This is a genomic window from Pseudomonas ekonensis (assembly GCF_019145435.1).
GTDB classification, from domain to species: domain Bacteria; phylum Pseudomonadota; class Gammaproteobacteria; order Pseudomonadales; family Pseudomonadaceae; genus Aquipseudomonas; species Aquipseudomonas ekonensis.
The window spans coordinates 666,818-687,939 of sequence record NZ_JAHSTS010000003.1; the positions used below are offsets into that span (position 1 = coordinate 666,818).

Below are 21,122 nucleotides of genomic sequence, written 5' to 3' on the forward strand. Positions count from 1 at the left end.
CGGTCAGGCGCCGACGATCCCGCCGTCTTCCCGGGTAATCGCCATCACCGACGAGCGCGGCTTGCCGTTGGGCAGGTGCTCGGGGAAGGTCGAGCCGCCGTTCTCGCCCGGGTGCTGAATCCCCACGAACAGGGTTTTCTGGTCCGGCGAGAAGCTGATCCCGGTCACCTCGCAGCCGATCGGCCCGACCATGAACCGGCGGATCTCACCGGTGGCAGGGTCCGCGCAGAGCATCTGGTTGTTGCCCATCCCGGCGAAGTCGCCGGCGTTGCTCGAGTCGCCGTCGGTGAGGATCCACAGGCGCCCGGCCTTGTCGAAGCCCAGCCCGTCGGGGCTGTTGAACATGTTCTGCGGGGTGATGTTGGAGGAACCGGCCTTCGGCGTGCCGGCGTGCACGCCCGGGTTGCCGGCGACCACGAACAGGTCCCAGGCGAAGGTCTTGGACGCGTGGTCGTCGCGGTCGGTGCGCCAGCGCAGGATCTGCCCGTAGACGTTCTTCGCCCGCGGGTTAGGCCCGCCCACCGGCTGGCCGTCTTCGCCGCGCTTGGCGTTGTTGGTCAGGGTGCAGTAGACCTGGCCGTCCTTGGGGCTGACCACGATCCATTCCGGACGGTCCATGCGCGTGGCGCCGACCACGGTGGCGGCCATCCGCGCATGGATCAGGACTTCGGCCTGGTCGGCGAAGCCGCTGCCGGCGTCGATGCCGTTCTTGCCGTGGGTCAGTTCGATCCACTGGCCCTGGCCTTTCGGATGGTCGGGGTTGCCGTCGCCGGCGTCGAACTTCGCCACGTACAGGGTGCCGTGGTCGAGCAGGTCGCGGTTGGCTTTCGGGTTGCGGTGGTTGATCCGGTCACGGCTGACGAACTTGTAGATGAACTCGCCGCGCTCGTCGTCGCCCATGTACACCACGGCGCGGCCGTCGCCGGTTTCGGCCAGGGCGGCGTTCTCATGCTTGAAGCGGCCCAGGGCGGTGCGCTTGACCGGGGTCGACTGCGGGTCGAACGGGTCGATCTCCACCACCCAGCCGTGACGGTTGAGTTCGTTGGGGTTCTTGGCCATGTCGAAGCGCGGGTCGAACGGGTGCCAGTTGATCTCGCGGCTGGCGGCTGACACGCCGTAGCGCTTCTGCGCCGCATCGAACTGTTGCTGGGCGTTGCTGCTGCCGAAGCAGTCGGTGAAGTTCTCTTCGCAGGTCAGGTAGGTGCCCCACGGGGTCTTGCCGTTGGCGCAGTTCTGGAAGGTGCCGAGGACTTTCTTGCCGCGCTTGTCGGCGCGGGTCTTCATCAGCTCGTGGCCGGCGGCCGGGCCGCTGATGCGCAGCGGCGAGTTGCCGTGGATGCGCCGGTTGTAGCGCGAGCCCTGGACGAACTGCCACTGGCCGTTCTTGCGCTGCACTTCGATCACCGACACGCCTTCGCAGGCCAGGGCCTTGCGCACGTCCTCGGCCGACTGCGGCATGCCGCCGTGAGGGTAGAGGTAGCGGTAGTTGGTGTATTCGTTGTTGATCGCCATCAGCGCGCGATTTTTGTCGCCGGGGAATTCGAACAGGCTCATGCCGTCGTTGTTGTCGCCGAACTGCACTTCCTGCGCGGCGGCGGTGCCGTTGCCGCTCGGATCGAAGGCCGGGCCGTTCTTGTGCAGGGGCTGGCCCCAGCTGATCAGCACCGACGAGGTGTAGCCCTTGGGCAGGCTGATGCTGTCGGCGGTGGCGGCGGGAATGCTGTCGAAGCCCAGCAGGCGGCTGTTGCCGGCGCTGACGCCGGCGGCCAGGACGCTGCGGCTCAGCAGGTTGCCGCCGAGGAACATCGCCGCGCCGCACAGCGCGCCGGCGCTGATGAAACCGCGGCGGCTGAGGCCGACCATTTTCTCGAGGTCGGTGGATTGGTTTTCTTCTAATAGGCTCACATCAGGCTCCCTGCTTGGTTTTGGCAGCCACCTTAATGTGGGTCGATGACGCTTTCGTTGCAGGTGCCGGTCAGAGCGGCGTGCCGATCAGCACATTGGAGGGCGAGAACTGCACACGCACCGGCCGGCCCGGGCCCAGTCCGCGGGTGCGCAGCTCCAGCGGTTCGGCCAGGGCGCAGAGGGTCTGGCCGTTGGGCAGGACGATGCGCACTTCGCTGGGGCCGTCCTCGGCGTCGAGGATCGCTTCGAGGGTGCCGTCCAGAAGATTGTGACCGGGTGTTGCAGGCTGATCCTTGCCCAGCAGTTCGAGCCACCCGGCCTTGATCAGCGCCACCACGCCGGTGCCCGCCTGCAGTTCCAGGTGCACGGTGCTGTCGTGGGTGATCTGCGCCGCGATGCAGAGGTGCTCGGCCAGCTGCAGGCGGACCAGGTCGTTGCGGCCCTGGCCTTCGATGGCCACGACCTTGCCGTGCAACTGGTTGCGGGCGCTGGTGCGCAGCATCAGACGTCCGAGCAGGTCCAGGTCGCTGGCGTCTTCGGCGGCTTCCAGCACCTGGGCCTGCAAGGCCTGGAGCTTCTGGTACAGGCGCAGCACCCGCTCACCCTCTTCGGACAGCTTCGCGCCGCCGCCGCCCTTGCCGCCCACGGCCCGTTCCACCAGCGGCTTCTGCGCCAGGTTGTTCAGTTCGTCGATGGCGTCCCACGCGGCCTTGTAGCTCAGGCCGGCGCTCTTGGCGGCGCGGGTGATCGAGCCCTGTTCGGCGATGTGCTGCAGCAGGGCGATGCGCTGCGGGCGACGGGCGATGTGCTGGGACAACAGGGTGGGCAGGGACATGGCGGTGGCTTTGAACTCGGCTGATGGGGTGTGAAGTTGGCGGCTTGCGCCACCGGAGTCAAGCCAGGCGCACTGCCTGGCCGGCGTGCGCCTACCGGGGACCGGGCTTCGGCGTGCGCGCCAGGCAATAGACGTCCACCCGCGCGGCCCCGGCATCGCGCAGCAGCCGGGCGAGGGCCTGGGCGGTGGCGCCGGTGGTCAGCACGTCATCGACCAGCGCCAGATGCCGCCCCTTCACCGCTGCGCCCGGCGCCAGGGCAAACGCCGTGCGCAGGTTGCGTTTGCGCGCTTTCGCGTCGAGGGCCTGCTGGGCGTCGGTGTCGAGGACGCGCTGCAGTGTGTCGTCCTCGCAAGGCAAGCCGAGCCGCTCGCCGAGCCAGCGGGCGAGCATCTGCGCCTGGTTGAACCCTCGCCGGCGCAGGCGCTGGCGTGCCAGCGGCACGGGCAGCAGGGCGTCCGGGCGCGGCAGGCCTTCATCGAAGCGATAGTGGAGGAACTGGCCGAGAACGTCGGCGAGCAGGTGGCCGAACGGCCATTTGGCGTTGTGCTTGAAGCGCGTGATCAGGCTGTCCACCGGAAAACCGTAGGCCCAGGGCACGACGACCTGTTCGAACGCCGGCGGATCCTTCAGGCAGTCGCCGCAGGTCAGGCCGGCCGCCGGCAAGGGCAGGGCGCAGGTCAGGCACTGGTCGCCCAGCCACGGCAGCTCGGTTTCGCAGGCCGGGCACAGGGGGGTGTCGGCCTCTGCCGGCTCATCGCAGAGCAAACAGAATTGGTTGTTTTTTATCCAGATGTAAACCGGCTCATTGCCATGTGGTTGACAGTGCATCGCTCTTCCTTAAATATGCCGAACATCCGTGTCGCGCCTGTGGGTATTCCATTGCCTGCGGCGCCAGCCAAGCATAACCAAGGAAACGCCCATGAGCGCGAGCACCACTGCCACCCTGCGTCACGACTGGTCTTTGGCCGAAGTCAAAGCGCTGTTCGTCCAGCCGTTCAACGACCTGCTGTTCCAGGCGCAGACCGTGCACCGCGCGCATTTCGACGCCAACAGCGTCCAGGTGTCGACCCTGCTGTCGATCAAGACCGGCGCCTGCCCGGAAGACTGCAAGTACTGCCCGCAGTCCGGCCACTACAACACCGGGCTGGAAAAAGAAAAGCTGATGGAAGTGCAGAAGGTGCTGGAAGAGGCCGCCCGCGCCAAAGCCATCGGCTCGACCCGCTTCTGCATGGGCGCAGCCTGGAAGCACCCGTCGGCCAAGGACATGCCCTACGTGCTGAAAATGGTCGAAGGCGTGAAGGCCCTGGGCCTGGAAACCTGCATGACCCTGGGCCGCCTCGACCAGGAGCAGACCCAGGCCCTGGCCAAGGCCGGCCTGGACTACTACAACCACAACCTCGACACCTCGCCCGAGTTCTACGGCAGCATCATCACCACCCGCACCTACAGCGAACGCCTGCAGACCCTGGCCTACGTGCGCGATGCGGGGATGAAGATCTGCTCCGGCGGCATCCTCGGCATGGGCGAATCCCTCGACGACCGCGCCAACCTGCTGATCCAGCTCGCCAACCTGCCGGAACACCCGGAGTCGGTGCCGATCAACATGCTGGTGAAGGTCGCCGGCACGCCGCTGGAGAACGCCGAAGACGTCGATCCGTTCGACTTCATCCGCATGCTGGCCGTGGCCCGGATCCTCATGCCCAAATCCCACGTGCGCCTGTCCGCCGGCCGCGAGGCGATGAACGAGCAGATGCAGGCCCTGGCGTTCTTCGCCGGCGCCAACTCGATTTTCTACGGCGAAAAACTGCTGACCACCGCCAACCCGCAGGCCGACAAGGACATGCGTCTGTTCGCCCGCCTGGGCATCCAGCCTGAAGCCCGCGAAGAGCATTCCGACGAGGTGCATCAGGCCGCCATCGAGCAGGCGCTGGTGGAGCAGAAGAGCAGCGAGCAGTTCTACAACGCCGCCGTCTGAAATCCGCGCGCATTCCCCTGAAGGAATGCACAAGACCTGCGGAAGCGGGCTTGCCCGCGAAAACGGAGCGTCAGGCAGCACCGATGCCGGATGCGCCGGCGCTTTCGCGGGCAGCCCCCGCCCGCAGGGGATCCGTGTCATTTGAAAGTCGAGGCCTGCATGTCTTTCGATCTCGCCGCACGCCTTGCCGCCCGCCGTGCCGACAACCTCTATCGCCAGCGCCCCCTGCTCGAAAGTCCGCAGGGGCCGCAGGTGGTGGTCGACGGCCAGCCGTTGCTGGCGTTCTGCAACAACGACTACCTGGGCCTGGCCAATCATCCGCAGGTCATCGAAGCCTGGCGCGCCGGCGCCGAACGCTGGGGCGTGGGCGGCGGCGCTTCGCATCTGGTGATCGGCCACAGCGGCCCGCACCATGCCCTCGAAGAAGCCTTGGCCGAATTCACCGGCCGGCCACGGGCGTTGCTGTTCAGCACCGGTTACATGGCCAACCTCGGCGCGGTGACGGCGCTGCTCGGCCAGGGCGACACGGTGCTGGAGGATCGCCTCAACCACGCCTCGCTGCTGGACGCGGGGCTGCTCTGCGGCGCACGGTTCAGCCGCTACCTGCACAACGACGCCGAGAGCCTGGCCAAGCGTCTGGAGAAGGCCGCCGGCAACACGCTGGTGGTCACCGACGGCGTGTTCAGCATGGACGGCGACCTGGCCGACCTGCCCGCGTTGGCCCGTGAAGCGAAGGCCAAAGGCGCGTGGCTGATGGTCGACGACGCCCATGGCTTCGGCCCGCTGGGCGCCAACGGCGGCGGGATCGTCGAGCATTTCGGCCTGAGCCCGGACGACGTGCCGGTGCTGGTCGGCACCCTGGGCAAGGCGTTCGGCACCGCCGGCGCGTTCGTCGCCGGCAGCGAGGAGCTGATCGAAAGCCTGGTGCAGTTCGCCCGTCCGTACATCTACACCACCAGCCAGCCGCCGGCGCTGGCCTGCGCGACCCTGAAAAGCCTCGAACTGCTGCGCAGCGAACATTGGCGGCGCGAGCATCTGCAGACGCTGATCCGCCGCTTCCGCCAGGGCGCGGAGCAGATCGGCCTGGAACTGATGGACAGCTTCACGCCGATCCAGCCGATCCTGATCGGCGACGCCGGGCGTGCGGTGCGCCTGTCGCAGATGCTGCGCGAGCGCGGGTTGATGGTCACGGCGATCCGCCCGCCGACCGTGCCGGCCGGCAGCGCGAGGCTGCGGGTGACCCTCACCGCCGCCCACAGCGAAGCCCAGGTGCAGCAATTGCTGGACGGTCTGGCCGATTGCCGTGCCCGACTGGCCTTGGAGCCGAACCATGCGTGACCGACTGATCCTGCTGCCCGGCTGGGGGCTGGGCGCATCGCCGCTGGAGCCGCTGGTCGCCGCGCTGCGCGGGCTCGACGAACACCTGAAGGTCGAGATCGAGCCGTTGCCGGCGCTGGATTCCGGCGACCCGCAAGACTGGCTGGATGAGCTCGACCGACGCCTTCCCCAGGACGCCTGGCTCGGCGGCTGGTCGCTGGGCGGGATGCTCGCCAGCGAACTGGCGGCGCGTCGCGGCGAACATTGCTGCGGCTTGTTGACCTTGGCGAGCAACCCGTCCTTTGTCGTGCGCGACCAATGGCCGAGCGCGATGGCGCAGGACACCTTCGCGGCGTTCCTGGCCGGATGCGGCGCCGATCCGCAGGCGACCCTCAAGCGTTTCTCGCTGTTGTGCGCCCAGGGCGCGCAAGACCCGCGGGGCGTGTCGCGGCAGTTGCTCGCCCGTGCGCCGGCCACATCGCCGGGCGTGCTGACGGCCGGACTGCATGTGCTTTCCCGCCTGGACACCCGCGGGGCCTTGCAGGCCTTTCACGGACCGCAACTGCACCTGTTCGCCGGCCTCGACGGGTTGGTGCCGGCCGAGGCGGCGGGCGAACTGTTCGCGTTGATCGCGGATGTCGAGGTCGGTCTGGTCGAGCAGGCCAGCCATGCATTCCCGCTGGAGAACCCCGACGGGGTGGCGGGCGCGATCCAGGCTTTTCTACATGAGTGCGGTGATGACTGAATTGTCCAGCGCTGCACCCGGCGGCTTGCCAGACAAGCGCCAGGTGGCAGCTTCTTTTTCCCGGGCGGCGGCCAGCTACGACAGCGTCGCCGAGTTGCAGCGCGATGTCGGCAACCAGTTGATGCAGCGCTTGCCTGAGGGCTTCGTGCCGTCCCGCTGGCTCGACTTGGGCTGCGGCACCGGGCATTTCACCCGTGCGTTGGCCGAACGTTTCGACGCCGGCCAAGGGCTGGCGCTGGACATCGCCGAGGGCATGCTCGACCACGCTCGTCCGTTGGGCGGTGCCGATTACTTCGTGGCGGGGGATGCCGAGCGTCTGCCCCTGCGGAACTCGACCTGCGACCTGGTGTTCTCCAGCCTGGCGGTGCAGTGGTGCGCCGACTTCGGGTCGGTGCTCGCCGAAGCGTCGCGGGTGCTGAAACCGGGCGGGATCTTTGCGTTTGCTAGTCTTTGCACAGGGACGCTGTACGAACTGCGCGACAGTTGGCGTCAGGTCGATGGCCTGGTGCATGTCAACCGGTTCCGCGAGTTCGAGCGGTACGGGCAATTGTGCGCGGCCAGCGGCTTGCGCACGGTCAGCCTGGAAAACCGGCCCCATGTGCTGCACTACCCGGACGTGCGCAGCCTGACCCATGAACTCAAGGCCTTGGGGGCGCACAACCTCAACCCCGGCCGGCCGGGCGGGTTGACCGGGCGGGCGCGGATCCTCGGGCTGGTCGAGGCGTACGAGCGGTTTCGGCAGGCGCAGGGACTGCCGGCGACTTATCAAGTGGTCTATGCCGTGTTGGAGAAACCCTTATGAGCGCAGCCTATTTCATCACCGGAACCGACACCGACGTCGGCAAGACCACCGTGGCCGCCGGGTTGCTGCATGCCGCACGGTCGGCGGGGCTGAGCACGGCGGCGGGCAAGCCCGTGGCGTCCGGTTGCGTGGTGACGCCCAAGGGCCTGCGCAATTCGGATGCGCTGGCGTTGCAGGCCGAGTGTTCGTTGCCGCTGTCGTATCAACAGGTCAACCCGGTCGCTTTCGAGCCGGCCATCGCGCCGCATCTGGCGGCGCGGGAAGCGGGTGTCGCGTTGACCGTGCAGTCGCTGCTGGCGCCGATGCGCGAGATCCTGGCGCTGAACGCTGACTTCACCTTGATCGAAGGCGCGGGCGGCTGGCGTGTGCCGCTGGCGGATCAGGACAACCTGTCGGATCTGGCGATCGCCTTGCAGTTGCCGGTGATCCTGGTGGTCGGCGTTCGGCTGGGCTGCATCAGCCACGCGCTGCTGACCGCCGAGGCGATTGCCCGGGACGGGCTGCAGTTGGCGGGGTGGGTGGCGAACATCATCGACCCGAAAACCTCGCGGCTGGAGGAGAATCTGGCGACGCTGGCCGAGCGGATCCCGGCGCCGTGCCTGGGCCGGGTGCCGAGGCTCAAGCCGGCCAGCGCCGAGGCGGTGGCCGGGCACCTGCACCTGGATCTGCTCGACTGAAAGGTTCGGAACGCGGCTTTTGCCTATGACAAGGCAGTGTGCCATTAGTGTTTTTGACGGGTGTTTTTCTGGCGGCTCTGGTTCAATGGTCGCCATTGATCCTTCCCAGGGACGAGAGCTCCATGGAAATCTCCGGAAACACCGCTTTCTACGCAGGGCTGAGCACCATTCAGACCGGGCAGAACCGCGTCGATCAGGCGGCCAGCCAGATCGCCGGCAACACCATTGAACGTGCCGCCACCAGCCAGTCGTCGGAGCTGCAAGTCGAGCGTCTGCGCGGCGTGGATCGCAGCCAGCAATCGGATCTGGCCAGCAGCATGGTCGAGATGGCCCAAGGCAAATTCCAGGCGGAACTGGGCGTGAAAGTCGCCAAGGCTTCCGATGAAGTGCTCGGTACGCTGATCGACACCTACGCCTGATTTTCTGCCGCCCCGCTTTACCCGACGCCGCGACCCGTTCGCGGCGTTTTCGTTGTAAGTCCTTCTTCCTCAACTAATCTTTTTTCATCCAGTGTGCATTCGTCCGGTGCGCGGGGCACGGCTGTGTCCGGCGTTCGCCGATGGCCATGACAAACGGCCAGAGATCGACGCTTGACAAGATTTCGGCGTAAACGTATGTTTCAAACAACTGTTTGACCGTCACAACAAATCAACGCGGTCGTTCATTCCCGGTTACATCAGCAGAGGTTTATCGCTATGCCTGACTACAAGGCCCCCTTGCGTGATATTCGCTTCGTACGTGACGAACTGCTCGGCTACGAGGCGCACTATCAGAGCCTTCCGGCCTGCGCCGAAGCAACGCCGGACATGGTTGACGCCATTCTCGAAGAGGGCGCCAAGTTCTGTGAGCAGGTGCTGGCACCGCTGAACCGCGTGGGTGACACCGAAGGCTGCACCTGGAGCGAGTCCGGCGTGAAAACCCCGACCGGCTTCAAAGAGGCCTACAAGCAATTCGTCGAAGGCGGCTGGCCGAGCCTGGCCCATGACGTCGAGCACGGCGGCCAGGGCCTGCCGGAATCGCTGGGCCTGGCGGTCAGCGAAATGGTCGGCGAAGCCAACTGGTCGTGGGGCATGTACCCGGGCCTGTCGCACGGCGCGATGAACACCATCTCCGAGCACGGCACCCCCGAGCAGCAAGAGGCCTACCTGACCAAGCTGGTCTCCGGCGAGTGGACCGGCACCATGTGCCTGACCGAACCGCATTGCGGCACCGACCTGGGCATGCTGCGCACCAAGGCCGAACCTCAGGCCGACGGTTCCTACAAAGTCACCGGCACCAAGATCTTCATCTCGGCCGGTGAACACGACATGGCCGACAACATCGTCCACATCGTGCTGGCCCGCCTGCCGGACGCTCCGACCGGCACCAAAGGCATTTCCCTGTTCATCGTGCCCAAGTTCCTGCCGAACGCCGACGGCACCGTCGGTGCCCGCAACGCCGTGGCCTGCGGTTCGATCGAACACAAGATGGGCATCCACGGCAACGCCACCTGCGTGATGAACTTCGACGGCGCCACCGGTTTCCTGATCGGCCCGGCGAACAAAGGCCTCAACTGCATGTTCACCTTCATGAACACCGCACGCCTGGGCACCGCGCTCCAAGGCCTGGCCCACGCCGAGATCGGCTTCCAGGGTGGCCTGAAGTACGCTCGCGACCGTCTGCAGATGCGTTCCCTGACCGGCCCGAAAGCACCGGACAAGGCCGCTGACCCGATCATCGTGCACCCTGACGTGCGCCGCATGCTGCTGACCATGAAGGCGTTCGCCGAAGGCAACCGCGCGATGGTGTACTTCACCGCCAAGCAGGTCGACATCGTCAAGTACGGCGTGGACGAAGAAGAGAAGAAGAAGGCCGACGCACTGCTGGCCTTCATGACCCCGATCGCCAAGGCGTTCATGACCGAAGTCGGCTTCGAGTCCGCCAACCACGGCGTGCAGATCTACGGCGGCCACGGCTTCATCGCCGAGTGGGGCATGGAGCAGAACGTTCGCGACAGCCGCATTTCGATGCTGTACGAAGGCACCACCGGCATCCAGGCCCTGGACCTGCTGGGCCGTAAAGTGCTGATGACCCAAGGCGAGGCCCTCAAAGGCTTCACCAAGATCGTCCACAAGTTCTGCCAGGCCAACGAAGGCAACGAAGCGGTCAAAGAGTTCGTCGGTCCGCTGGCCGCACTGAACAAAGAGTGGGGCGAACTGACCATGAAGGTCGGCATGGCCGCCATGAAAGACCGCGAAGAAGTCGGCGCGGCCTCGGTGGACTACCTGATGTACTCCGGTTACGCCTGCCTGGCCTACTTCTGGGCCGACATGGCTCGCCTTGCCGCCGAGAAACTGGCCGCCGGCACCACCGACGAGGCGTTCTACACCGCCAAGCTGCAGACCGCGCGTTTCTACTTCCAGCGCTTGCTGCCGCGTACCCGCACCCACGTGGCGGCCATGCTGTCGGGCGCGAACAACCTGATGGACATGAAAGAAGAAGACTTCGCCCTGGGCTACTGAGCCTAAGCGCTGTCCTCTTGAAGACCGCTGCCCCCTGTGGGGCAGCGGTTTTTTTTTGCGCTCGGTTTTCCCCGGTATCGGGGCAGGTTCCCCAGTGGTCGTGGCGCAGGCCCGCGCCGAAGCTTTGTGTTTATTGATTCCAAATGTTTCAGAAGGGAGTGGCAAATTAATTGCACCGCGCCTGTCAACCGGCGCTGACGAGAACTGCCTGCTCATAGAAGCATCACGCCCGGCCACTTGAACACAACCGTCAGGGTGAAGCCTATGAACATCAGTCGACCCGTTCGTTTGACCTTCTGGATCCCGTTCGCGCTGTGCGCCCACGGCGCCATGGCCGCCGACCCGGCGGAAGTGGATCCGCCGGTTCCGGAAGTCCCCAGCCTGCAATCCCTGCGCGGCATGCTGCCGCCGGATCCTTCGGGCACCGAGGGCGGACGCAAGGTCGACCTGATGACCGACTACGTGCTCAACCGCCAGGCGGCGATCCTGCTGGGCAAGGCGCTGTTCTGGGACATGGAGATCGGCAGCGACGGCGCCACCGCCTGCGCTTCCTGCCACTACCACGCGGGCGTCGACCACCGCATCACCAACCAGATCAACCCCGGCCAGGCGCACACCGACCCCAACGTCGCGTCGATCTTCAACAAGCCGTTCGTGGCCTCCAACATTCCGGGGGACGTGGCGTCCTACGCCACGCTGTCCGGCGGCAAGGGCGGCCCGAACTACACGCTGAAGAAAACCGACTTTCCGACCCATGTGCTGAGCAATCCCCTGGAGCGCAACTCGCCCATCGTGTACTCGACGGACGACGTGGTCGGCTCCCAGGGCGTGTTCGACGCCAACTTCGTCAAGCCCAACCAGGCACGGTTCGACAAGTGCACCCAGCAGCCGGACGGCATCTTCCAGATCGGCGGCGTCAACGTCCGCCGCAGCACCGGGCGCAACGCGCCCTCGGTGATCAACGCGGCCTTCAACGTGCGCAACTTCTGGGACGGCCGGGCCAACAACGTGTTCAACGGTTTCTCGCCGTTCGGCAACCGCGACCCGGATGCGGGCATCTACGTCACCGCTGGCAACAGCGGGGTGGCGCAGAAAGTGAGGCTGGCGCTCAACGACGCGTCCGCCGCCTCCCAGGCCGTGGGCCCGCCCGGCAGCGCCGTGGAGATGTCCTGCGGCGGCCGCACCTTCGCCGACATCGGCCGGCGCATGCTCGACACGCTGATGCTCAAGCAGCAGCGGATCTCGTCCACCGACTCGGTGCTGGCGCCGGTGTCCGGGGCACGCCGCCCGACCTACCGCGAGCTGATCAAGAACGCCTTCCAGCCGCGCCTGTGGAACGCCACGCAGAACGTGCTGGTGGGCGGAGCGCCCTATACGCAGATGGAGGCCAACTTCCCGCTGTTCTTCGGGCTGGCGATCCAGATGTACGAGGCCACGCTGGTGTCCGATCAGGCGCCGATCGACGCCTACCTGCAAGGCGATACGACGGCGATGAACGCCCAGCAGGTCGAGGGCATGAACCTGTTCCTCGGCAAGGGCAAATGCGTCAACTGCCATGGCGGCCCCGAGCTGACCAACGCCGCCAGCCGCCTGCTGATGCACCCGCGCGAACGTATCGAGCGGATGGTGATGGCGGACAACCTGACCACCCTCTACGACAACGGCTTCTACAACACCGGTGTGCGGCCTACGGCGGAGGACCTGGCCTTGGGCGGTTCGGACGCGTGGGGCAATCCGTGGTCGTTCACCCGCCAGTACAACACCGTGCTGCAGGGCGGGCAGATTCCCGATCCGCTGAATGTCGACGTGTGCACCTTCGAGGCGCCGCTCAGCGCCGCGATCCCGTGCGACGCCACGCTCAAGCCGAACGTCGGTTTCCGCGATTCGGTCGACGGCGCGTTCAAGACCCCGACCCTGCGCAACATCGCGCTCACCGGGCCGTACTTCCACAACGGCAGCCGCGCGACGCTCAAGCAAGTGATGGAGTTCTACAACCGCGGCGGCGACCGGCGCGGCGAAGACGCCAACAACACCAGCGGCTTCGAGCACCCGGCGGTGAACCAGCACAACACGTCCAACCTCGACCCTGACATGACCGCGCTCAACCTGACGCCGGACGAGGTCGACGCACTGGTGAAATTCATGGAAGTGGCCCTGACCGACCCGCGCGTCGCCTGGGAGCGGGCGCCGTTCGACCATCCGTCGCTGGTCATCCCGCAGGGCCACGTCGGTGACGTGAACGCCGTGACCCAACGGCCCGCCAGTCCGAAGGTGACGACCCGCCAGGCAGCGGACGCGACGATCAGCCTCAAGCCGTACGGCGCCGAAGGCCGGCGGCCGGAAGAGGGGCCGTTGCTGCCGTTCTACAACGATCTTTGAGGGAGATTTGCCAGCATGGCCACCAGCAATGGTGGCCATGCTGGCCCCGCACGTCCGGCCGTTGCAAAAAACCTGAGTCCCGCGCTCAGAAATCGAGGGTTTCGGCCGTTAAAGAGACTGGCTGTGATGTGGATCACATTGTGTGTGCCTAACAGGCCACATTGCAGGCACAATGATATCTCTTTGCTATGACGGGTCGGAGCTTTACCCTTGCCGCGTTCTTCTGCTGTACGTTTCAGTCATTTCCTACCTTCACTGCTGTTGTTGCTCGCGGGGTTGGCGGCTGCGTACGTCAAAGACCTCAACGTGTTCTTCACTTCGCTGTTCAACGTGCTGCCGACCCTGGTGCTGTTGCTGGGCGGTTCGTACTGCGCGGTCTACTGTCGCCAGCGCGAACTGTTCCTGATGGTCACCGTGTACATCGCCTACTTTCTGCTCGACACCCAGACCGACTATTACCGCGACAACGGCCGCGTGCGCGAGGACGCGGCGGTGGTGTTCCACCTGGTCTGCCTGCTGCTGCCGCTGCTGTTCGGCCTGTTCGCCGCCTGGCAGGAGCGCACGCACCTGTTCCAGGACATGGTGGCACGCTTCGCCGTGCTGCTTGCCTTCGGCAGCGTGGCGCTGGGGCTGGAGCAAAGTTATCCCCAGGCACTGTTGATGTGGCTGTCGGAAATCCGCTGGCCGGCGCTGCACGGCGCGTGGATGAGCCTGATCCAGCTGTCGTACCCGGTGTTCCTCTCGGCTTTCCTGCTGCTGGCCTGGCAGTACTGGCGCAACCCGCGTCCGCTGCATGCGGCGCAGTTGGTGGGCCTGCTCGGGGTGTTCTGGATGCTGCCCAAGACCTTCATCCTGCCGTTCACCCTGAACATCATGTGCAGCCAGGTGATGCTGATGATCGCCGCCGCGGTTGCCCACGAGGCGTACCAGATGGCGTTCCGCGACGAGCTGACCGGCCTGCCCGGGCGCCGTGCGCTGAACGAGCGGATGCAGCGCCTGGGCCGCAACTATGTGCTGGCGATGACCGACGTCGACCACTTCAAGAAATTCAACGACACCCATGGCCACGACGTGGGCGACCAGGTGCTGCGGCTGGTGGCCAGCAAACTGTCGAAAGTCACCGGCGGCGGCCGCGCCTACCGCTACGGCGGCGAGGAGTTCGCCGTGGTGTTCGCCGGCAAGACCTTGGAGGAATGCCTGCCGCATCTGGAGCTCATCCGCGAGGCGATCGCCTCCTACAACATCCAGTTGCGCAACCAGGAGAACCGCCCCCAGGACGACCACCAGGGCCGACAGCGGCGCGGCGGTTCCGGGGCGTCCAGCGTGTCCGTCACGATCAGCATCGGGGCGGCCGAACGCCTGGAGCAGCGCACGCCGGAAGAGGTGCTCAAGTCCGCCGACCAGGCGCTCTACAGCGCCAAGGGCGCAGGGCGCAACTGCGTGATGGCGTTCGGGCAGACCCGCCGCGGCGCGGTGCGCACGGAGAATGCTGCGGGCTGACTGATGACGGCGCATTCAGCGCCTGTACGTTGATTGTGGGGGCAGGGCGGCCGGCAGTAGGTTGGGAGCAAACCGCTGAAGGAGAAGCACCATGCCCGACTACAAGGCCCCCTTGCGCGACATGCGCTTTCTGATCGACCGCGTCTTCGACTTCCACGCCCACTACGCGGCTCTCGGCGCCCACGACGCCAGCCCGGACATGGTGCATGCGATCCTCGAAGAGGGCGCGAAATTCTGCGAGAACGTTCTGGCGCCGCTCAACCGCAGCGGCGACGAAGAAGGCTGCCGTTTCGACAACGGTGCGGTGACGACGCCTACAGGGTTCAAGCAAGCCTTCGCACAGTACGTCGAAGGCGGCTGGCACGGGCTGGCGGCGGACCCGGCCTACGGCGGCCAGGGCCTGCCGAGTTCGCTGGGGCTGGCGGTCAGCGAGATGGTCGCCTCCAGCAACACCTCCTGGGGCATGTACCCGGGCCTGACCCACGGCGCCATGTCGGCGATCCACGCCCACGGCAGCGACGCGCAGAAGCAGACCTACCTGACCCCGCTCACCGCCGGCCGCTGGACCGGCACCATGTGCCTGACCGAAGCCCACTGCGGCACGGACCTGGGCCTGATCAAGACCCGCGCGGTGCCCCAGGCCGACGGCAGTTACGCGGTGACCGGCAGCAAGATCTTCATCTCCGCCGGCGAGCACGACATGAGCGCCAACATCATCCACCTGGTGCTGGCCAAGCTGCCGGACGCGCCGGCCGGCACCAAGGGCATTTCGCTGTTCATCGTGCCCAAGTTCCTGCCGGACGCGGCAGGGGAGGCGGGCGAGCGCAACGGCGTGACCTGCGGTTCCATCGAACACAAGATGGGCATCAAGGCGTCGGCCACCTGCGTGATGAACTTCGACGGGGCCAAAGGCTTTCTGATCGGCGAGCCGAACAAGGGCCTGAACTGCATGTTCACCATGATGAACCACGCGCGGCTCGGCACCGGCATGCAAGGCTTGTGTCTGGGGGAGGCGAGCTTCCAGGGCGCGGTCCGCTACGCCAACGACCGCTTGCAGATGCGCTCGCTGACCGGCGCCAAGGCACCGGACAGGCCGGCCGACCCGATCATCGTCCACCCGGACGTGCGGCGGATGCTGCTGACCATGAAAGCCTTCAACGAAGGCAACCGTGCCTTGACCTACTTCACCGCGCAGATGCTCGACATCGCTCACCTGAGCCGGGACGAGGCCGCCCGCCGCGAGGCGGAAGACCTGCTGGCGTTCCTCACGCCGATCTGCAAGGCGTTCATGACCGAGACCGGGCTGGAGGTGACCAACCACGGCATGCAGGTGTTCGGCGGCCACGGCTTCATCCGCGAATGGGGCATGGAGCAACTGGTGCGGGACTGCCGGATCGCGCCGATCTACGAAGGCACCAACGGCATCCAGGCGCTGGACCTGCTCGGGCGCAAGGTGCTCGGCAGCCAGGGCAAGCTGCTGCGCGGGTTCACCCGGATCGTGCACAAGTTCTGTCAAGCGCACGCCGGCCATGCGCAGTTGGGCGGGTTCGTTGCGCAACTCGATTTGCTCAACCGGCAGTGGGGCGAATTGACTCTGCTGGTCGGCGGCGCGGCGATGAAGAACCCGGACGAGGTGGGCGCCGCGTCGGTGGACTATCTGATGTACAGCGGCTACATCGTCCTCGCTTACCTGTGGCTGCGCATGGCCCGGGTGGCCCAGGCGCAACTGGAGGCGGGCGAGGGCGACGGCGATTTCTGCCGGGGCAAGCTGGCGACCTGCGAGTTCTATTTCAAGCGCCTGCTGCCGCGCACCGCGGCGCATCGGGCCGCGGTCGAGGCGGGCAGCGACTGCCTGATGAAGCTGCCGGCGGAGCTGTTCTCGCTCTGACGTCACCTGTGGCGAGGGACCGAGCGCCCTCGCCACAAGGTCTTCACATGCGGAATGCGGTGACCAAAAATTACATAATGGTCATCTGTTGACCCTATGTGTCGCAAAAGTTGTTGATGTACACTCCGGCTCAACGAAACCAACACTCCACGAATCACCTGTTTAGATCTGCGAGGTTTGCCATGGCTGACTACAAAGCGCCGCTGCGCGATATGCGCTTCGTCCTCAATGAAGTGTTCGAGGTCGCCAAGCTCTGGGCCGAGCTGCCGGCGCTGGCCGAGACCGTCGACGCCGAGACCGTCGAAGCGATTCTCGAAGAGGCCGGCAAGGTCACCAGCAAAAGCATCGCGCCCCTGAGCCGCGCCGCCGACGAAGAAGGCTGCCGCTGGGCCGATGGCGCCGTCACCACGCCGGCCGGTTTCCCGCAGGCCTACCAGACCTACGCCGAAGGCGGCTGGGTCGGCGTCGGCGGCGATCCGGCCTACGGCGGCATGGGCATGCCCAAGGCCGTGTCGGCCCAGGTCGAGGAAATGGTCAACTCCGCCAGCCTGGCGTTCGGCCTGTACCCGATGCTGACCGCCGGTGCCTGCCTGTCGATCAACGCCCATGCCAGCGAAGAGCTGAAGGCCGCGTACCTGCCGAACATGTACGCCGGCGTGTGGGCCGGTTCCATGTGCCTGACCGAGCCGCACGCCGGCACGGACCTGGGCATCATCCGCACCAAGGCCGAGCCTCAGGCCGACGGCACCTACAAGGTCAGCGGCACCAAGATCTTCATCACCGGCGGCGAGCACGACCTGACCGAGAACATCATCCACCTGGTGCTGGCCAAGCTGCCGGACGCGCCGGCGGGCCCGAAAGGCATTTCGCTGTTCCTGGTGCCCAAGTTCCTGGTCAACGCCGACGGCAGCCTGGGCGCGCGCAACCCGGCCAACTGCGGTTCGATCGAGCACAAGATGGGCATCCAGGCCTCCGCCACCTGCGTGATGAACTTCGACGAAGCCGAAGGCTATCTGGTCGGCGAGCCGAACAAGGGCCTGGCCGCGATGTTCACCATGATGAACTACGAGCGTCTGGGCGTCGGCATCCAGGGCCTGGCCACCGGCGAGCGCTCCTACCAGAACGCCCTCGAATACGCCCGTGACCGCCTGCAGAGCCGTGCGCCGACCGGCGCGCAGAACAAGGACAAGGTCGCCGATCCGATCATCGTCCACCCGGACGTGCGCCGGATGCTGCTGACCATGAAGGCCTCCAACGAAGGCGGCCGTGCGTTCTCCACCTACGTGGCCATGCAACTGGACACCGCCAAGTTCAGCGAAGACGCCGCGACCCGCAAGCGCGCGGAAGACCTGGTCGCGCTGCTGACGCCGGTGGCCAAGGCGTTCCTCACCGACCTGGGCCTGGAAACCACCGTCCACGGCCAGCAGGTCTTCGGCGGCCACGGCTACATCCGCGAGTGGGGCCAGGAGCAACTGGTGCGTGACGTGCGCATCACCCAGATCTACGAAGGCACCAACGGCATCCAGGCGCTGGACCTGGTGGGGCGCAAGATCGTCGGCAGCGGCGGTGCGTTCTACAAGCTGTTCGCCGATGAGATGCGCCACTTCACCGCGACCGCCGACGCCGGCCTGGCCGAGTTCACCCAGCCGCTGAACGCGGCGGTCGATGTCCTCGACGAGTTGACCGCCTGGCTGCTGGACCGCGCGAAGACCAACCCGAACGAAATCGGCGCGGCTTCGGTCGAGTACCTGCAAGCGTTCGGCTACACCACCTATGCCTACATGTGGGCACTGATGGCCAAGGCCGCGCTGGGCAAAGAGGCGCAGGACGACTTCTACGCGAGCAAGCTCGGCACCGCGCGGTTCTACTTCGCCCGCCTGCTGCCTCGGATCCACTCGCTGAGCGCTTCGGTGAAGGCCGGCAGCGAGTCGCTTTACCTGCTGGACGCGGCGCAGTTCTGAGCCAGCCACGTCATGTAAGCTTTCGCTTACATGACGTGCCGCTTTTCTCCCCTATGCGCAGATTGGATCCAGAGCTAATCTTCTTTCCATGGACGTCGCGCAGGAAGCGCAAAGCAACAACACGGACACGTAGGATTCTGCCAGGGTGGCGGAGTGAAATGGATGTCAGGGAAACAGTCTGCAAAGCCCCGCTTCGGCGGGGTTTTCTTATGCCCGCAGAAAAGTTTCCTCCCCCGCCTCGAGGCCTTTCGCGGCCTACAGCGTATCGGCCTCACGCTGCATCACCTCTTCCAGCAAGGTTCGCAGCAAGCCCATCGAGGCCTGCTGGCGCTGCACGTCGCGGCACACCAGCCCCACCGTCAGCGGCACCCGCGGTTCGCTGAGCGGTTTCCACAGCAGGCCCTGATCGTCGTATTCCTGCTGCGAACGGCCGGGCAACACCGTCGCCAGCCGCGTGTGGTGCAGGCTGTCGAGAATCCCCACCATGTTGTTCAGTTCCGCCTGCACGTGCGGGCGCCGCCCGAGCCGGGTCAGTTGCGCCTGCCAGATCTGGCGGATCTGGAACTCTTCGCCCAGCAGCAACATCGGCAGTTCGGCGGCCTGGCTCATCGAGACTTTCTTGAATTCACGCAGCGGATGATCCGCCGGGATGACCAGCGTCAGTTCGTCTTCGTACAGCTTCACGCCATGCAGCCCGGGCTGGCGCGGCGGCAGGTAGCTGATGCCGATGTCCAGCGAGCCGTTGAGCAGGCGCCGTTCGATCTCCAGCCCCGTCAACTCATAGATCTGCACCACCAGGTGTGGCTGGGCCTTGCGCACCCGTTCGAGCATCTGTGGCACCAGGCTGGTGTGCACGGTCTGCAGCACGCCGATGGCCAGGGTGCGCAGGGCCTGGCCCTTGAAATTGCCCAGGGCTTCCCGGGCCCGCTGCAGGCCGTCGAGCAGCGGCAAGGCGTGGTTGTACAAGGTGTGGGCGGCGAGGGTGGGCAGCAGGCGTTTGCTGCTGCGCTCGAACAGGGTGACGTCGAGGTGCTGTTCGAGCTGACGGATCTGCTGGGACAGGGCCGGCTGGGAGATCGACAGCCGCTCGGCGGCCCGCCCGACATGACCTTCCTCGTAGACCGCGACGAAATAGCGCAGTTGTTTGAAATCCATAAGCAGTACTTATCGAAAATGCTGGTAAATCGAAATGGCCCGACACCGGGAACCGGCCTAGTCTAACCGCATTCACAGGGCTTGCAGGGCCGGAAAGGGCAATGACCAGCGTTTGTTTCAACCGTGTTTGCATAGGCAGTTCAAAAAACCTCAAACGAGGTTTTTTCCAATGACGCTGTTCGGATTACGGCGACCGGCGCCGAGCCTCGATGACCTGGCTTTCGAGGCCGGACAAACCGATGCCGGCGACGGCGTGGAATGCCTGATGTCCGGCGTCGAGCGCCCGCAGCAGGTGTTCGTGCGCGGCCAAGGCTCGTGGCTGTGGGACAGCAACGACCGCGCGTACCTGGACTTTTCCCAGGCCGGCGGCGCCAACAGCCTCGGCCACAGCCCTTCGGCCCTGGTCAAGGCCATCGCCGGGCAGGCCCAGGCCCTGATCAACCCCGGTTTCAACCTGCTCAACCGCGGCATGCTCAGCCTCGCCGAACGCCTGTGCGCGGGCACCGCCAGCGATCAGGCCTACCTGCTCAACAGCGGCAGCGAAGCCTGCGAGGCGGCGATCAAGCTGGCGCGCAAATGGGGGCAGCGGCACCGCGGCGGCGCCTCGCGGATCATCGTGGCCCGCCAGGGTTGCCACGGCCGCAGCCTGGCGACGATCTCGGCTTCGGACAGCGCCAACCTGACCAACCGTTTCGCGCCGCTGCTGCCGGGGTTCGACCCGGTGCCGTTCAACGACCTGCCGGCCCTGCATGCGGCGGTGGACGCACAGACCGTGGCGATCATGCTCGAGCCGATCCAGAGCGATGCCGGGGTGATCCCGGCCAGCGAGCATTACCTCAAGGGCGTCGAGCGCCTGTGCCGCGAACTGGGCATCCTGCTGATCCTCGATGAGGTACAGACCGGCATCGGCCGCTGCGGCACGTTGCTCGCGGAGCAGGCCTTCGGCGTGCGCGCCGACATCGTCGTGCTGGGCAAGGGCCTCGGCGGCGGCGTGCCGCTGGCGGCCCTGCTGGCGCGGGGCACCGCGTGCTGCTTCGACGCCGGCGAACTGGGCGGCACCCATCACGGCAATGCGCTGATGAGCGCCGCCGGCCTGGTGGTGCTCGACAGCGTGCAGGACCGTGCCTTTCTTCAGCACGTGAACGACAACGGCCTGCATCTGCGTGAAGGCCTGGCCCGGTTGGCCCATCGATACGGCCACGGCGAGCTGCGCGGTCAGGGTCTGTTCTGGGGGCTGAGCCTGTCGGACGAATCGGCGGACGCTGTAGTCAAAGCTGCTTTGCATGAAGGCCTGCTGCTGAACGCGCCGCAACCGGACTGCCTGCGCTTCACCCCGGCGCTGACGGTCAGCCAGGCCAACATTGACGAAATGCTGGTGCGCCTGGCCCGGGCCTTCTCCCGGGTGCGCACGGCGCAGGTGCAATGCCGCAAAGGGATTGCCGTCTGAGCTGAAGTTTCCCACCCGAATTCAAGAACCGTCT

16 protein-coding genes are annotated in these 21,122 nt (G+C 66.1%); 12 read left to right on the forward strand and 4 right to left on the reverse strand.

The window, feature by feature from the left end:
- Positions 1–3: 3 nt before the first annotated feature.
- The 3 genes from KVG96_RS27015 to KVG96_RS27025 all read right to left on the reverse strand — a co-directional run bounded on the left by KVG96_RS27015 (position 4) and on the right by KVG96_RS27025 (position 3,569).
- Complete coding sequence (locus KVG96_RS27015) at positions 4–1,905, reverse strand: PhoX family protein (protein WP_217894734.1); 1,902 nt, start codon at positions 1,903–1,905, stop codon at positions 4–6.
- A 70-nt stretch (positions 1,906–1,975) separates the two neighbouring features.
- Positions 1,976–2,740 (reverse strand): TOBE domain-containing protein, encoded by a 765-nt coding sequence (locus KVG96_RS27020; RefSeq protein ID WP_217894735.1) that lies wholly within the window; start codon positions 2,738–2,740, stop codon positions 1,976–1,978.
- A 91-nt stretch (positions 2,741–2,831) separates the two neighbouring features.
- A complete protein-coding gene (locus KVG96_RS27025) occupies positions 2,832–3,569 on the reverse strand; it encodes a ComFC family protein (protein ID WP_217894736.1) in 738 nt (245 codons plus the stop codon).
- A 91-nt stretch (positions 3,570–3,660) separates the two neighbouring features.
- Here KVG96_RS27025 and bioB point away from each other — a divergent pair, with 91 nt between their 5' ends.
- The 11 genes from bioB (at position 3,661) to KVG96_RS27080 (ending at position 18,486) form a co-directional block, all read left to right on the forward strand.
- The gene (gene bioB, locus KVG96_RS27030; RefSeq protein ID WP_217894737.1) at positions 3,661–4,716 is read left to right on the forward strand and encodes a biotin synthase BioB; all 1,056 of its coding nucleotides are present in this window, start codon (positions 3,661–3,663) and stop codon (positions 4,714–4,716) included.
- 159 nt (positions 4,717–4,875) lie between these two features.
- The gene (bioF, locus tag KVG96_RS27035; protein ID WP_217894738.1) at positions 4,876–6,054 is read left to right on the forward strand and encodes an 8-amino-7-oxononanoate synthase; all 1,179 of its coding nucleotides are present in this window, start codon (positions 4,876–4,878) and stop codon (positions 6,052–6,054) included.
- Entirely contained in the window at positions 6,047–6,778 is a 732-nt protein-coding gene (locus KVG96_RS27040; protein ID WP_217894739.1) for an alpha/beta fold hydrolase, read from the forward strand. Before bioF ends, KVG96_RS27040 begins: the two co-directional genes overlap by 8 nt.
- Complete coding sequence (bioC, locus tag KVG96_RS27045; RefSeq protein WP_217894740.1) at positions 6,771–7,580, forward strand: malonyl-ACP O-methyltransferase BioC; 810 nt, start codon at positions 6,771–6,773, stop codon at positions 7,578–7,580. The genes KVG96_RS27040 and bioC overlap by 8 nt, the downstream gene beginning before the upstream one ends.
- The gene (gene bioD / locus KVG96_RS27050; RefSeq protein WP_217894741.1) at positions 7,577–8,257 is read left to right on the forward strand and encodes a dethiobiotin synthase; all 681 of its coding nucleotides are present in this window, start codon (positions 7,577–7,579) and stop codon (positions 8,255–8,257) included. The genes bioC and bioD overlap by 4 nt, the downstream gene beginning before the upstream one ends.
- Before the next feature lie 122 nt (positions 8,258–8,379).
- Positions 8,380–8,676 (forward strand): pyrroloquinoline quinone biosynthesis protein PqqE, encoded by a 297-nt coding sequence (locus tag KVG96_RS27055; protein WP_217894742.1) that lies wholly within the window; start codon positions 8,380–8,382, stop codon positions 8,674–8,676.
- Positions 8,677–8,952: 276 nt separating this feature from the next.
- Positions 8,953–10,758 (forward strand): phenylacyl-CoA dehydrogenase, encoded by a 1,806-nt coding sequence (locus KVG96_RS27060; RefSeq protein WP_217894743.1) that lies wholly within the window; start codon positions 8,953–8,955, stop codon positions 10,756–10,758.
- Between the two features lie 264 nt (positions 10,759–11,022).
- Entirely contained in the window at positions 11,023–13,137 is a 2,115-nt protein-coding gene (locus tag KVG96_RS27065; RefSeq protein ID WP_217894744.1) for a cytochrome-c peroxidase, read from the forward strand.
- Positions 13,138–13,347: 210 nt separating this feature from the next.
- Positions 13,348–14,637, forward strand: coding sequence for a GGDEF domain-containing protein (locus KVG96_RS27070; RefSeq protein WP_217894745.1), 1,290 nt, complete (start codon positions 13,348–13,350; stop codon positions 14,635–14,637).
- A gap of 91 nt (positions 14,638–14,728) precedes the next feature.
- The gene (locus tag KVG96_RS27075) at positions 14,729–16,525 is read left to right on the forward strand and encodes an acyl-CoA dehydrogenase C-terminal domain-containing protein (RefSeq protein ID WP_217894746.1); all 1,797 of its coding nucleotides are present in this window, start codon (positions 14,729–14,731) and stop codon (positions 16,523–16,525) included.
- Positions 16,526–16,707: 182 nt separating this feature from the next.
- A complete protein-coding gene (locus tag KVG96_RS27080) occupies positions 16,708–18,486 on the forward strand; it encodes an acyl-CoA dehydrogenase C-terminal domain-containing protein (RefSeq protein ID WP_217894747.1) in 1,779 nt (592 codons plus the stop codon).
- Between the two features lie 255 nt (positions 18,487–18,741).
- Here the strand turns inward: KVG96_RS27080 and KVG96_RS27085 are convergent, their stop codons facing one another.
- Positions 18,742–19,641: a LysR family transcriptional regulator gene (locus KVG96_RS27085; RefSeq protein ID WP_217894748.1), complete on the reverse strand. Its 900-nt coding sequence runs from the start codon at positions 19,639–19,641 to the stop codon at positions 18,742–18,744.
- A 169-nt stretch (positions 19,642–19,810) separates the two neighbouring features.
- On the opposite strand from KVG96_RS27085, the gene KVG96_RS27090 reads away from it, so the two are divergent.
- Positions 19,811–21,088, forward strand: coding sequence for an aspartate aminotransferase family protein (locus tag KVG96_RS27090; RefSeq protein WP_217894749.1), 1,278 nt, complete (start codon positions 19,811–19,813; stop codon positions 21,086–21,088).
- Positions 21,089–21,122: the final 34 nt, after the last annotated feature.

Coding starts and splice junctions, on each gene's coding strand:
- KVG96_RS27020 (WP_217894735.1), bottom strand. CDS start 2,740: ATGTCCCTGCCCACCCTGTTGTCCCAGCACATCGCCCGTCGCCCGCAG.
- KVG96_RS27025 (WP_217894736.1), bottom strand. CDS start 3,569: ATGCACTGTCAACCACATGGCAATGAGCCGGTTTACATCTGGATAAAA.
- bioB (WP_217894737.1), top strand. CDS start 3,661: ATGAGCGCGAGCACCACTGCCACCCTGCGTCACGACTGGTCTTTGGCC.
- bioF (WP_217894738.1), top strand. CDS start 4,876: ATGTCTTTCGATCTCGCCGCACGCCTTGCCGCCCGCCGTGCCGACAAC.
- KVG96_RS27040 (WP_217894739.1), top strand. CDS start 6,047: ATGCGTGACCGACTGATCCTGCTGCCCGGCTGGGGGCTGGGCGCATCG.
- bioC (WP_217894740.1), top strand. CDS start 6,771: ATGACTGAATTGTCCAGCGCTGCACCCGGCGGCTTGCCAGACAAGCGC.
- bioD (WP_217894741.1), top strand. CDS start 7,577: ATGAGCGCAGCCTATTTCATCACCGGAACCGACACCGACGTCGGCAAG.
- KVG96_RS27055 (WP_217894742.1), top strand. CDS start 8,380: ATGGAAATCTCCGGAAACACCGCTTTCTACGCAGGGCTGAGCACCATT.
- KVG96_RS27060 (WP_217894743.1), top strand. CDS start 8,953: ATGCCTGACTACAAGGCCCCCTTGCGTGATATTCGCTTCGTACGTGAC.
- KVG96_RS27065 (WP_217894744.1), top strand. CDS start 11,023: ATGAACATCAGTCGACCCGTTCGTTTGACCTTCTGGATCCCGTTCGCG.
- KVG96_RS27075 (WP_217894746.1), top strand. CDS start 14,729: ATGCCCGACTACAAGGCCCCCTTGCGCGACATGCGCTTTCTGATCGAC.
- KVG96_RS27080 (WP_217894747.1), top strand. CDS start 16,708: ATGGCTGACTACAAAGCGCCGCTGCGCGATATGCGCTTCGTCCTCAAT.
- KVG96_RS27085 (WP_217894748.1), bottom strand. CDS start 19,641: ATGGATTTCAAACAACTGCGCTATTTCGTCGCGGTCTACGAGGAAGGT.
- KVG96_RS27090 (WP_217894749.1), top strand. CDS start 19,811: ATGACGCTGTTCGGATTACGGCGACCGGCGCCGAGCCTCGATGACCTG.